The sequence below is a fragment of the Catenibacterium sp. genome (assembly GCF_052354645.1).
Classification (GTDB): Bacteria; Bacillota_I; Bacilli_A; order Erysipelotrichales; family Coprobacillaceae; genus Catenibacterium; species Catenibacterium mitsuoka_A.
In genome coordinates this window covers 1-13,730 of the sequence record NZ_DAWDDM010000023.1, presented here as the reverse complement: position 1 = coordinate 13,730, position 13,730 = coordinate 1, and the positions used below count along the sequence as shown (strand labels likewise).

The 13,730-nt window shown below is 35.2% G+C and carries 13 protein-coding genes and 1 other annotated feature; of the genes, 12 read left to right on the top strand and 1 reads right to left on the bottom strand.

Features of this window, described 5'->3' with window-relative positions:
- Together ACT8VG_RS02065 and hslO are read left to right on the top strand one after the other, a co-directional pair.
- Positions 1–1,218 (top strand): ATP-dependent metallopeptidase FtsH/Yme1/Tma family protein (locus tag ACT8VG_RS02065; RefSeq protein ID WP_444195097.1); only part of this gene is annotated, 1,218 nt, incomplete at its 5' end.
- A gap of 134 nt (positions 1,219–1,352) precedes the next feature.
- Positions 1,353–2,225 carry an Hsp33 family molecular chaperone HslO gene (hslO, locus tag ACT8VG_RS02060; RefSeq protein ID WP_444195096.1) on the top strand — a complete coding sequence of 291 codons (873 nt, stop codon included), beginning with the start codon at positions 1,353–1,355 and terminating at the stop codon, positions 2,223–2,225.
- 182 nt (positions 2,226–2,407) lie between these two features.
- Here hslO and ACT8VG_RS02055 read toward each other — a convergent pair whose 3' ends face one another.
- Positions 2,408–3,187 (bottom strand): 4Fe-4S binding protein, encoded by a 780-nt coding sequence (locus tag ACT8VG_RS02055; RefSeq protein ID WP_444195095.1) that lies wholly within the window; start codon positions 3,185–3,187, stop codon positions 2,408–2,410.
- A 180-nt stretch (positions 3,188–3,367) separates the two neighbouring features.
- Here ACT8VG_RS02055 and dusB point away from each other — a divergent pair, with 180 nt between their 5' ends.
- From dusB to ACT8VG_RS02005, 10 genes are all read left to right on the top strand, one after another.
- Complete coding sequence (gene dusB / locus ACT8VG_RS02050; protein WP_444195094.1) at positions 3,368–4,345, top strand: tRNA dihydrouridine synthase DusB; 978 nt, start codon at positions 3,368–3,370, stop codon at positions 4,343–4,345.
- A gap of 43 nt (positions 4,346–4,388) precedes the next feature.
- Positions 4,389–5,756 (top strand): AmmeMemoRadiSam system protein A, encoded by a 1,368-nt coding sequence (gene amrA / locus ACT8VG_RS02045; RefSeq protein ID WP_444195093.1) that lies wholly within the window; start codon positions 4,389–4,391, stop codon positions 5,754–5,756.
- The gene (gene amrS, locus ACT8VG_RS02040) at positions 5,749–6,564 is read left to right on the top strand and encodes an AmmeMemoRadiSam system radical SAM enzyme (protein ID WP_444195092.1); all 816 of its coding nucleotides are present in this window, start codon (positions 5,749–5,751) and stop codon (positions 6,562–6,564) included. The genes amrA and amrS overlap by 8 nt, the downstream gene beginning before the upstream one ends.
- Entirely contained in the window at positions 6,565–7,296 is a 732-nt protein-coding gene (locus ACT8VG_RS02035) for a MurR/RpiR family transcriptional regulator (RefSeq protein WP_117458759.1), read from the top strand. It begins immediately after the preceding gene.
- Positions 7,297–7,437: 141 nt separating this feature from the next.
- A complete protein-coding gene (locus ACT8VG_RS02030; protein WP_117458758.1) occupies positions 7,438–8,790 on the top strand; it encodes a PTS sugar transporter subunit IIC in 1,353 nt (450 codons plus the stop codon).
- The gene (locus ACT8VG_RS02025) at positions 8,783–10,198 is read left to right on the top strand and encodes a 6-phospho-beta-glucosidase (protein ID WP_117458757.1); all 1,416 of its coding nucleotides are present in this window, start codon (positions 8,783–8,785) and stop codon (positions 10,196–10,198) included. The genes ACT8VG_RS02030 and ACT8VG_RS02025 overlap by 8 nt, the downstream gene beginning before the upstream one ends.
- Positions 10,195–11,076, top strand: a complete 882-nt coding sequence (locus tag ACT8VG_RS02020; protein WP_195920511.1) for an ROK family protein — start codon at positions 10,195–10,197, stop codon at positions 11,074–11,076. Before ACT8VG_RS02025 ends, ACT8VG_RS02020 begins: the two co-directional genes overlap by 4 nt.
- A gap of 17 nt (positions 11,077–11,093) precedes the next feature.
- The gene (locus tag ACT8VG_RS02015) at positions 11,094–11,738 is read left to right on the top strand and encodes an RDD family protein (RefSeq protein WP_302286618.1); all 645 of its coding nucleotides are present in this window, start codon (positions 11,094–11,096) and stop codon (positions 11,736–11,738) included.
- Positions 11,739–11,769: 31 nt separating this feature from the next.
- Positions 11,770–12,498: a MurR/RpiR family transcriptional regulator gene (locus ACT8VG_RS02010; RefSeq protein ID WP_129981511.1), complete on the top strand. Its 729-nt coding sequence runs from the start codon at positions 11,770–11,772 to the stop codon at positions 12,496–12,498.
- Positions 12,499–12,565: 67 nt separating this feature from the next.
- A complete protein-coding gene (locus tag ACT8VG_RS02005; protein ID WP_288704420.1) occupies positions 12,566–13,423 on the top strand; it encodes a YitT family protein in 858 nt (285 codons plus the stop codon).
- A 69-nt stretch (positions 13,424–13,492) separates the two neighbouring features.
- Positions 13,493–13,702: a binding site (T-box leader), on the top strand.
- The last annotated feature ends 28 nt before the right edge of the window (positions 13,703–13,730 follow it).

The following is a 13,730-nucleotide window of genomic DNA, read 5'->3' as shown; positions in this document are numbered from 1 at the left end:
GGTGCTGGCCGTGTAAGAGATATGTTTAAGAAGGCAAAAGAAAATGCGCCTTGTATCATCTTTATTGATGAAATTGATGCCGTAGGTCGTCAGAGAGGTACTGGTGTTGGTGGCGGACACGATGAACGTGAACAGACATTAAACCAGTTACTTGTAGAAATGGATGGTTTTGAAGGCAACGAAGGTGTTATTATCCTTGCAGCTACTAACCGTGCAGATGTTCTTGACCCTGCATTATTACGTCCAGGACGTTTTGATAGACAGATCAGAGTATCTAACCCTGATAAGCGTGCAAGATCTCAGATCTTGAAGGTTCATGCAAGAAATAAACATTTTGCGCCAGATGTTGATTTTGATAACATCGCTCAGCGTACTCCTGGATTCTCAGGTGCAGAACTTGCGAACGTATTAAATGAAGCAGCATTACTTGCAGTTAGAAGCGGTCATCAGATGATCACATTAAGTGATGTCGATGAAGCGATTGATAGAGTTATTGGCGGTCCAGCTAAGAAGTCTAGAAAATATACTGAACATGAAAGAAAGCTTGTTGCTTATCATGAAACTGGACATGCGATTATTGGTTTGACATTAGAAGATGCCAACCAGGTACAGAAGGTCACAATTGTACCACGTGGTGATGCAGGTGGATACAACTTGATGACTCCTAGAGAAGAAACTTACTTCTCAACTAAGAAACAGTTACTTGCAACTATTACAGGTTATATGGGTGGTCGTACTGCTGAAGAAATCTTCTTCGGTGATGTATCATCAGGTGCTCATAACGATATTGAACAGGCTACACGTATTGCACGTATGATGGTTACAGAACTTGGTATGAGTGAACTTGGTCCAATCAAGTATGACAGTGGTGATAACGCAGTATTCTTAGGTCGTGACTATTCACAGTTAAGTAATACACATTCTGGTCAGATCGCATTTGAAATTGACCAGCAAGTACGTAAAATCATCGAAACAGCGCATGCTCAGGCAACTGAAATCATCAACAATAATAAAGATAAAATGGATATTATTGCGAATGCATTGCTTGAACATGAAACATTGAATCATGAACAGATTCAGTCTTTATATAACACTGGTAAGATGCCAGAAACTTATGATGGAACAGAAGAACATATTGAATCTAACGATGACAACAATAATACTCCTGAACCACCTAAGGCTGATCCAGAAGATGATTTACTAGATGAAATGAAATAAGCGCTTTGCGCTTATTTTCATTTAGGAGGTAATAAAATGCAACGTAGATTTATGGTAAGACTATTAGTAGGTATTATTGTCATTAGTATGATTTTGCCTCTAGTAAGCTATTTTGCGATAGGGAGATGAGATAAATGAAAGATTATTTAGTACGTGGACTCGTTAATTCAAAGAACTGTCGTGTTTTTGCCTGTACAACAACTAACCTTACAAATGTTGCACAGCAGAATCATAACTTATGGCCTTGTGCAAGTGCTGCACTTGGACGTATGATGGCAGTCACTTTAATGATGGGTGCTATGAATAAGAATAAAGAAAAGATGACAGTAGTCATCAACGGTGGTGGACCAATCGGTACAATGCTTTGTACAACAAATTCTGATGGTAAAATCAAGGGATTTGTATCTAATCCAGAAGTTCACTATACATACAACGATACAGGTAAGCTTGCAGTAGGCTTATGTGTAGGTAATCAGGGTACTATCCAGGTCACTCGTGATATGGGATTAAAGGAACCTATTACATCTAGTTCTCCATTACAGACTGGTGAAATTGGTGACGATTTCTCTTATTACTTCATGTTATCAGAACAGGTACCATCAGTTGTTGCAGTAGGTGTTCTTGTAGAAGAAGACAATACTGTAAGAAGTGCAGGTGGTTATATTATTCAGTTATTACCAGAAGCAACTGAAGAAGATATTGCGTATATTGAAGATAAAATCAAGAATACACCACCAGTATCACAGTTATTAGATGAAGGACATACTCCAGAAGAAATCTTAAAGATGATCTTTGAAGATGTTGAAATCCTAGATACACAGGATTTATCATTTGAATGCGATTGTAGTAAAGAAAAGATGGAAGAAGCTTTATCTACTCTTCATACAAAAGATCTAGAAGATATGATTAATGAAGATCATGGCTGTGAGATTACATGTCAGTTCTGTAATACACATTATCAGTTCAGTGAAGATGAATTAAAGGAAATACTTAAAAAACGCCAGTAAAATGGCGTTTTTTTTACACTGTCTGGTATTATACAAAGATCAGTTAACATATATCATGGAAGGGAATAGAATTGAATAATTGATCTTTTTAGAATTGTATGACAGTTTCCTCCTTTCAATAACTAATATAAATTATAAATCTATAAGAAATATCTATATATTATGGAGAAATATGTGTTGCATTAATGGAGTGCTTTAACTGGACACTCTTTTACACATTCATAACAAAGAATACAGTCAGTGCCGTTTATACGTCTACGTGATTCATTGTTGACTTCTACATTCATTGGACACACCTTTAAACATTTATTACAATGAACACACTTACTCTCATCACAATGTACACGTAATAGTGAATAATAACTCATAGGCTTAAGAAATACTGTAATAGGACACAAATACTTACAGAATGCACGATTATCTTTAAATATATAGGCAAGCGCAATACCCACAATATAGTAAAAGGCGTTACCTAGAAGAAATAGATAGAACATGATCTTTTCTAGATGAGCGACCTTCATTAAGAATAATCCTGATACCAATGCAAGAGAACATACAAACATGACATAACGTAGTATGCCTAGTTTTTTAACTCTTGGTTTCTGTGGTCTTTTAAAAGGTAAGAAGTCAAGGATCATAGCCGTCCAGCAGGCATAACCACACCATCCTCGACCAAATATAAGAGGTCCAAAGATCTTCGCAATCGCATAGTGAATAGTGGCTGCTTCAAAAGTACCCAAAAACAAATAGTACCAGAAGCCTTCAATCTGCATATTTTCTTGAGAAATAATACCTAAATAAAACAACATATAAGTGCCTACTGCCAATTGTACAAAATGTCTTGCATAGCTCTTTCCTGCAGTAAATAATGCGGTGCCTAAGGCAAGACATGTTCCTATATAACTGAAGTTCAGCAAATAGAATAAATTGTCTTTAGTCAGCCATAAAGTGATCGCAATCAAATTATGGTAAAAAATAAAAAGAAGCAGGAAGGGAAGACCTGCTTCTTTTCGAAGGGAAATGAAAACGATATATATATTATTGAAAGGATCGGGAACTTCCTTTCACAACTCATAGTATAAAGATAATTTATCTTTGTATTGTGTCAGGAATATGGTATATTTTGTGATGGTGATTAAAAAATGTTGAAAATTGGAAACGTAGAAATAAAACATCCTATTATCATGGCTCCTATGGCAGGTATCACAAATGTCGCTTACCGTAGACTTGTAAAAGAGTTTGGTGCAGGACTTGTAGTATCTGAAATGGTCAGTGATAAAGCGTTATGTTATGGAAATCAAAAGACAATTGATATGCTTGCAGTAGGTGAAGATGAACACCCTATGAGTATGCAGATTTTTGGTGGTGAAGTAGAGACTATGGTCAAAGCTGCCAAGTTTGTAGAGGAACATTCTGATTGTGATATTATTGATATTAATATGGGATGTCCTGTGAATAAGGTATTAAAGGCTCATGCAGGCAGTTATTTAATGCAGTATCCAGAACTTGCATATGATATTGTGAAGGCTGTCGTAGAAGCAGTGAATGTACCAGTGACTGTTAAGATGCGTATTGGTTATGATATGAAGCATATTAACTGTGTAGAAATGGCACAATTAATGGAAAAAGCAGGTGCAAGTGCAGTGGCTATTCATGGTCGTACACGTTCACAGATGTATGAAGGACATGCAGATTGGTCATGGATTAAAAAAGTAAAAGAAGCAGTCAGTATTCCAGTTATTGGGAATGGTGATGTCAGAACACCTGAAGATGCAAAAAGAATGATGGAAGAAACAGGCTGTGATGCTGTCATGGTTGGTAGAGGTGCTTTAGGTAATCCATTTGTGATTCGTAGAATGGTGAAATATTTAGAAGAGGGTATTCTAGAAGAAGAACCAGACTATCATGCACGTATTCAGTTATGTATTGATCATGCCCATAGTTTAGTAAAAACGGAAGGTGAAAAGAATGCGATTAGACAAATGCGTGGACAAGCACCTTGGTATGTCAAAGGGTTAAGAGGTTCAGCAAAGATTAAGAATCATTTAACACAGATGAATACATTAGAAGAATTAGAAACAATTCTAAAAGACTTTGAGAAAGAACTAGAAGGTGAGTAATCATCTTCTTTTTGTTTTATAATAGAGTAAAGGAGATGATTTTATGGCTATACTTTATTCTATGTGTGTTCCTCATCCTCCATTAATTATTCCTGAAATAGGTCAAGGAGAAGAGAAAACTATTAGTAACACAATACAATCTTATAAATCCATTATGAAATATGTATCTACTCTTCCTATAGAAACAGTCATTGTGATCAGTCCTCATGCAATCGCCTATAGTGATTATATTCATATATCTCCTGGCATTCATGCATCAGGAGATTTTAGACAGTTTGGTGCAGGAAATGTAAGAATAGAAGTGGATTATGATTCAGATCTTGTAAAGAAGATCACTCGATCTGCCAAGAATCATCATATATTCGCAGGAACATTAGGAAAAGATGATGATTTAGATCATGGCACTATGATTCCTCTTTACTTTCTAAATAAGTATCTAAAAGACTATAAAGTTGTAAGAATTGGAATATCTGGTTTATCTCCTCTTACTCATTATCGCTTTGGACAATGTATTAAAGAAGCAGTGGGAGATAAGAATGTTTTATTAATTGCGAGTGGTGATTTGTCTCATTGTTTAAAAGAGGATGGTCCTTATGGTTATAAAAAAGAAGGACCGCTCTTTGATCATGATATTATTACAGCATGGAAGAATAGCGACTTTATGCGTTTTCTAACATTTGATCCCATCTTTACTGAAGCAGCTGCTGAATGTGGACTCAGATCATTTCAGATCCTGGCAGGTGCTTTAGATCAAAAGAAGATTAAACCAAACTATTATTCTTATGAAGGACCATTTGGAGTAGGTTATGGAATATGTGGCTTTGAAATATGTGGTGAAGATTTAACACGTGATATAGGAAACCAATATAAAAAGAAAATGCAGGAAGAAGTCAAAAAAATCAAAGAACATGAAGATGACTATGTCAGACTGGCTAGAACCACAATAGAACATTATGTGAAAGAAAAAGTAGAAATCATTCCAGAAGTCACAAAAGAGATGAAAAGACGTGCAGGTGTCTTTGTATCTATTTATGAAGAAGGACGTTTGAGAGGCTGTATTGGTACCTTTATGCCTGTACAGGATAATATTGCCTTAGAAATAGTACATAATGCGATCAGTGCATGTAGTGAAGATCCACGCTTTGATCCTATTACAGAAGAAGAACTAGATAATCTCATTATCTCAGTCGATGTATTAGGAGAAATAGAACCAGTAGAAGATATCAGTACATTAGATCCTCATATCTATGGTATTATAGTATCCCATGGTTCTAAAAGAGGTTTACTCCTATCTGATTTAGAAGGTGTGGATACAGTGACTGATCAGATTCAGATAGCTTGTCATAAGGCAGGTATTCATGAAGGAGAGAAGATCAAGATAGAAAGATTCAAGGTGATCAGACATGATTAGATGTGATTTATGTCCTCATCAATGTGTATTAAAAGAAGGACAGACAGGATTCTGTCATCAAAGAATCAATAAAGAAGGACATATAGGACTTAAAGACTATGGTGCTATTACATCACTGTCTTTAGATCCTATTGAAAAGAAACCTCTCTATCATTTCTATCCTGAAACACAGATATTATCTGTAGGTTCTTATGGCTGTAATATGAAATGTCCTTTCTGTCAGAACTACACCATATCACAAGATAAAGGCTCTTCTGTACAGGTGCATACAACACCTGAAAAACTTGTTGAAGTCGCCTTAGATCTCAAAAAAGAAGGGAATATCGGTATTGCGTTTACTTATAATGAACCAATGATCAGTTATGAGTTTATTTATGATACTTTTGTATTATGCAAAAAGCATGATTTAAAGACTGTTATAGTCTCTAATGGAATGATAGAAGAGAAATACATAAAGGAATTATTTCCTTTAGTAGCTGCATGGAATATTGATTTAAAAGGATTTAAAGAAGATATCTATAAGACACTCTCTGGTGACTTAGAAACAGTAAAGAAGAGTATTCAAATAGCTTCATCAAGTCATTTAGAAGTCACTTCTTTGATTGTCCCTGGTATCAATGATAGTCTCAAAGATATGGAAGAAGAAGCAAAGTGGTTAGCGTCTATTGATCCGAATATTGTGTTACATATCACACGTTATTTTCCTGAGTATCATTATCATGAATCTCCTACATCTATAGAACTTATTGACCAAATGGTAGAAGTGGCTAAGAAATATTTAAAGAATGTATATAGAGGTAATTGTTAGATGTTTAATGAAGAAAAGATTAAAAGCTTTAGTACAACAGATATGCGTATATATAACTATATATTGAAGCACAGCATTCAATTCCCTTATATGAGTATAAGAGAACTTGCAGATGAGATTCCTACATCTACAGCTTCTATTATGCGCTTTGTGAAAAGGATGGGATATGACAGCTTTCCGGAATTAAAATATGCTTATAAGAAAGGAGAAAAAGAAGTCTCTCTTTATATGGTGAATGACCTAGATGAAACTATCGACTGTTTAAAGAAGTTCAATACCCCTTATTATCAGGATTTATTCAAAGAAATCGCATATATACTAGGTGACGCGAATATGATTATTTTTGATGGTATGGGAGATTCAGCTAAGATTGCAGAATATGCAGCAAGACGCTTTTCTATCAATGGTTTCTTTAGTGCTGCCTTAACAGATCCATATCAGAGGGTATCCATGGATGGTACAGGTATTGTGGTTGTCATGTTATCAGTTTCAGGAAACACGCCTGAACTTATTAGAAAAGCCAATGATTATAAAGCAGCAGGCAGTACTTTAATCACAATTACTGCATCAGACGATAATACACTCGCAAAAATGAGTGATCACAATATCAGCTACTATGTTAACGATGTAAGAACGGAAGAGATGTCTCGTACTACGCAGGTACCCGCCTTGAGTATCATTGAGATTCTTTCTAATACAACTCAGCGCATATGTCACAATACGTTACAATAGTAAAACATTTTGCAGATAATGCATACTATTCAAGAAGGGCTTCAAGCCCTTTTTTTATTTTTAATCCTCTGATAGAATCAATTACGGAAAACGAAATCGTTTTCAACATCGGCCGAATGAAATAAGAAGAGGAGAAACAAAATGGAAGCAATTCAAAGCTTTATGGAACGTTACTTCGTACCATTAGCTGCAAAAATCAATGGTCAGCGCCATGTGGCAGCCGTGCGTGATGCGTTCACTTTATCATTCCCACTCACAATGGGTGGTTCAATGGTTTTACTTATTAACTATGTATTATTAGATCCTACAGGATTCATCGCAAAATTACTTCACTTAGGTGATTTAATTCCAAACTTAGCTCAGTATCAGGCTGTTTTAAGTTCTGTTATCAATGGTACAACTAATATCTTATCAATCATCATCGCATTCTTAGTGGCTTATCAGTTAGCTCAGGAAATGGGTGGAGATAAAGTATTATGTGGTATTACATCTCTTTCATCTTTCTTTATTCTTTATCCTGCTGCTCAGGCATTTGCAGGTAAGAATGCAGGAACTGGTTTAACAACTACTTACTTTGGTGCACAGGGATTATTCGTTGCATTATTAGTAGGTCTATTAACTACAGAATTATTAACTCGTTTTGGTAGAAATGAAAAGTTAAGAATCAAGATGCCAGAAATGGTACCTCCTGCAGTAGCACAGTCATTTAATTTATTAATCCCAATGATGTTAGTACTTGCCATCATGGGTGTATTAAACTACTTATTCTCAATGATTACTCCTGAAGGTATTCAGGTTGTTGTTTATAACGCTATCCAGGCTCCATTAACATCTCTTGGAAGCTCTATGGGTACAATCATCGTATTCGTATTAGTACAGCAGATGTTATGGATTGTAGGTATCCATGGTCCTAACACTTTAAGTGCATTACGTTCAGTGATCTTCACAGAACAGGGAAACGCAAACTTAGCTTATGTTGCAGCTCATGGTTCTGCATGGGGTGCACCTTACCCAGTTAACTGGGGTTCAATCAACGATGCATTTGGTAATGGTGGAGGATCAGGTGCTACACTTGGTTTAATTGCCGCTATGTTTATCGTAGGTAGAAAGAATAAAGGTGAATATTCTATTTGTAAGATGTCATTAGTTCCAGGACTATTCAACATCAACGAACCAATCATGTTCGGTTTACCAATCGTTATGAACCCAATGTATGTTATTCCATTTATCTTAGCACCAATCGTATGTAACCTTATTGGTTATTTCTGTGTATGTGTGATTAAGATCATCCCACCAGTTGCTTATCAAGTTGCTTGGACAACTCCAGGATTCTTAACACCATTCTTAGGATCAGGTGCTAACAACATTATGGCATTAGTTATAGGTATTCTTTGCTTTGTCGTAAGTACTTTAATTTACTTACCATTCGTTGCAGCAAGCACAAGAGCCGCTATCAAGAAAGAAGCAGAAGAAGCAGGAGAAAACAATGCGTAAAGACTTCTTATGGGGTGGAGCAGTTGCTGCACATCAGGTAGAAGGTGGATTTAATGAAGGTGGTAAAGGACCAAATGTCTCAGATATGATGACAGTTGGTTCTGCCACTACTCGTAGAAAGATCACTAAAACAATTGAACCTGATCAGTTCTACCCAAATCATACAGCGATTGATTTCTATCACCACTATAAGGAAGATATCGCTTTATTTAAAGAAATGGGATTTAAATGTTTTAGAACATCTATTTCCTGGGCAAGAATCTTCCCAATGGGAGATGAAGAAACACCAAATGAAGAAGGCTTAAAGTTCTATGATGATATGTTTGATGAACTATTAAAGAATGGTATTCAGCCAGTCATCACATTATCACACTTTGAAATGCCTTATCATTTAGTTGAAAAATATGGTGGATGGAGAAACAGAAAGATGATTACATTCTTTGTAAGATTCGCAAAAGTATGTTTCGAAAGATACCACAATAAAGTTAAATACTGGATGACTTTCAATGAAATCAACAACCAGGCGAACTATGAAGCAGACGTAGCTGTATTTACTAACTCAGGTATTATATTTGAAGAAGGTGAAGACAAAGAACGTACTGTTTATCAGGCAGCACATTATGAACTTGTTGCAAGTGCGATGGCTATTAAAGAAGGACATGCTATTGATCCTTCTATGATGATCGGCTGCATGATTGCGATGACACCTATTTATCCTTACTCATGTAATCCAGATGATATGTTGAAGGCAGTAGGTGCAAATCATAAGCGTTTCTGGTATATGGATGTTCATGCAAGAGGACGTTATCCAGGTTATATGAAATCTTTCTTTGAAAGAAAGAACTTCAATCTAGATATTACTGAAGAAGACTTAGCTGTTCTTCCTCAGGGTACAGTAGATTATATTGGATTTAGTTATTATATGTCATTTGCGGTTAAGGGTGATGGAGATGTCAACCTTGACTATAATGAAGAAACAGATTTATGTGATAACCCATATATTTCTAAGACTGAATGGGGATGGCCAATTGATGCGAAAGGTTTAAGATATAGCTTAAACTGGATGTATGACCGTTATAACCTTCCTCTATTTATTGTAGAAAATGGCTTCGGTGCAGTGGACCAGATGGTAGATGGAAAAGTACATGACCAGTACCGTATTGATTACCTTAAAGCGCATATCGAAGAAATGAAGAAGGCAGTAGATATTGATGGTGTAGACTTATTAGGTTATACTGTTTGGGGATGTATTGACTGTGTTAGCTTTGGTACGGGTGAAATGAAGAAACGTTACGGTTTCATTTATGTAGATAAAGATAATGCAGGTCATGGAACACTTGCAAGAAGCAAGAAGGATTCCTTTGATTGGTATAAGAAAGTAATAGAAAGTAACGGAGAAAAATTATGAAAAAATACTTAGTTCTAGATGTTGGTGGTAGTGCTATTAAATATGCAGTAATGGATGCAGAAAAGAATATATATGAAAGAGGTAAGGTACCTACTCCCTTAGATTGCCTTGATTCATTTGTGAATAGCGTTGAATCTCTATATAATACATATTCTGATGTATCTGGTATTGCGATGAGTATGCCAGGAAGAATTGATCCTAATAAGGGTTATTGTTACACTGGTGGTGCTTTAACTTATAATCATGATATAAATATGGCAGAATTACTATCTGAGCGTTGTGGTGTAAGAGTCACAATTGGTAATGATGCAAAATGTGCCGCTAATGCAGAACTAGGTTTTGGTAGTCTTCAGGATATTCAGGACGGCGCTGTAGTGATTCTTGGCACAGCTATTGGTGGTGCTTTAATTAAGGATCATAAGGTACTAAGCGGATGTAGATTTGGTGCAGGTGAATTTTCTAATATTATCACTGATTACCATAAGCCATATGATGGTGATACATCTTGGTATGCAAGTAATGGAATCAATGGATTATTATTACATATCCAGGAAGCATTAGAAACAGAAGAACACTATACTGGTGAAGAAATCTTTGAAATGGCAAATAATGGAAATGAAGCTGTCTTAAAAGGATTAAATCAGTTCTGTTTAGAAACTGCAGTACAGATTTACAATATCAATCAGATCTTTGATTGTGAAAAAGTAGCCATTGGCGGAGGTATTAGTGCACAGCCATTACTATTAGAACTTATCAAAAAGAACTTTGATGAAATCTATAATTCATGTTATGCAAGCACATTACCACCAGAAATCGTAGTTTGTGAATATCGTAATGATGCGAACTTAATCGGTGCTTTATATCAGCACTTAAATTAATAAAGGAGGATGATAAGATGTGGAATAAATTAAGAAATGAACCTGTGAATAAAACAGGTTATATCAAACGTATAATCGCTTATGGTATTGATTGGTATTTAGGAAGTGTCTTATCATCACTTCCTCTTATTTTGTTGTATATGTCTCTTCATAAGGATGCTGTCTATATTCCTCAGCAGTTATCTATATTTAAGGGATATTATCAAGTACTTGCAGGTGTTCTTTCACTCTCAGTTGCATTTGTGTACTATGTCGTATTACCTATAATCTGGAAAGGACAGACTTTAGGTAAAAAACTATTAGGATTAAAGATTGTGAATGACAACTATCAAGAAGTGAATGTGAAACAACTGATCATCAGACAGGTTATTATGATCTTCTTAGTAGAAGGAAGTATTTATACATGCAGTAATATGTTTCATCAGTTAGTCAATGTATTAACTGGATACAATATTGCCTCTATCTGGAATAAAGTAGGACTCGTTATTACTATATTATCTGGGATACTTGTGATTATCTTAAAGTCTAAGAAATCATTACATGATATTGTCTCACATACACTTGTTGTAGACATTAAGTCAGAAGACTATAAGAATATGTTGTTGAGTATTGAAAAGAAAAATAAGAAACAGAATAAGAAAATGAAAAAGAGATTTGCATAAAGTATGATAAAATACCTTTTGGAGGTATTTTATGGTTACGGTAGATCAAATGAATCAATTAAGTGATTTAGAATTAGATATTTACAACTACATCATTTCTCATCGTCATGAAGTGATTCATATGAAACTTAAAGATTTATCTACAGATCTTCATGTATCTTCTTCTATGATTACAAGAGTAGCTAAAAAACTTGGTTATGAAGGATTCTTAGAATGGAAAGCAGAAATGAAACTGGATCAGGAAGATAAACCTATACAAAATAAACGTGCTTTAAATTATATTCTCGATTATTTTAATCGAGTAGACAATAAAGAGTTTGATGATCTTATTCATCAAGCGGCTGAAATAATTGTGAACAGTCACGAGGTGATCTGTTCTGGCATTGGCCTAAGTGATGCGATTGCGAAATTTGCGGCTTCTTTATTTAATCGTAAGGGAAAACGTACAATGTATAGTGGAGACTTCAGTAGCCGTTTTAGGGGGATGTATGATCAAAATGACTGTGCTCTTTTCTTCACAGTTTCAGGAGAAACAAGAGAAATCATTGATCGTATCAAAGACTTAAAAAAATATGATATTAAGATTATTGTGATTACCAATAGTGCCTCTTCAACAGCTGCAAAGATGTCTGATTTAGCTCTTACGTATTATATGCCAAGTACTAAAAATGGTGACTTTTATAGTTCAGCAACACAGGTACCTGTTCTCTATATTATTGAGTCTATTGCGAATCTGTTTATAGAATATGGAATTTACTAAAGAATGCTTGAAAGGCATTCTTTTATTTGTTTAAATGTTCTATGATATGAGAAGAAAGAGGGACGCTATGAGGGAAAATCTAGAAAAGTACGGCGAAGTTATTGCCGGAAGTATCTTATTATCTTTAGGAATCTGGTTGTTCGTAACACCTAATGGCTTGAACTTTGGAGGCGTTATTGGAACATCACAGATTATTGAAGTTTTTGTAAGAAAACTTCTACCAATTCCTAAATCAATGAATATTGTAGGGATTATCAACTTCATGATTAATATTCCATTATTTGTAATGGGATATAGAATCTTGAACAGAGAATTCTGTATCAAAACTGCTATGAGTGTTATTGTACAGACTATTACCTTATCTGTTCTGCCAAACCAGACACATGCTATTATGCCTGATATGTTATCTAACTGTATTTTTGGGGCTATTATGTGTGGCGTTGGTGTAGGACTTGCCCTAAAAGGTAGTGGTAGTACAGGTGGTATTGATATTGCCGGTGTATGCTTATCTAAGACTAATCCAGGATTCTCAGTAGGTAAGTTATCAACTATTGTGAATGCTGTTATTTTAACTTGTTGTGCATTCATCTTTGATTTGCAGACAACACTTTATTCTATTATCTTTGTGTTTGTATTGTATTTTATTAGTGATCGTATTCACTATCAGAACATCAATGTGATAGCATTAATCTTCACCAAAGAAAAAGATATGAAGAATGTGATTATGGAAAAGACTGGCAGAGGTGTAACTTACTGGATGGGTAAGGGTGCTTATACAGAAAATGATCAATATATTCTTTATTGTGCAATCAATAAATATGAAATGAAAACATTTAAGAAACTTGTTCATGATATTGATCCGCAGGCATTTGTGACTATTAGTGAGGATTCAGAAATCCTTGGTGGATTTGAAAAACGTCTATAGACAATTTACTTGAAGTAGGCTTATAAATTGACCTTGACAACATCTTTATTTATTGTCTATAATACTTGAGTAAAAGCGATGAACAGAAGAGTAGTATCAATGGAACGCAGAGAGAATTCCTGGCTGGTGTAAAGGAATGGGAAAGTTGATACGAATAAAGACTGGGAGCTGTATTTTGGATCTAACGTGATAAAATAACGTGTTGCCGCGTTAAGGCTTAATGAGGTCAACTTATGTAGATGAATAAGGGTGATACCACGGTTAACTCTCGTCCCTAGCGGATGAGAGTTTTTATATTCTAAAGAAG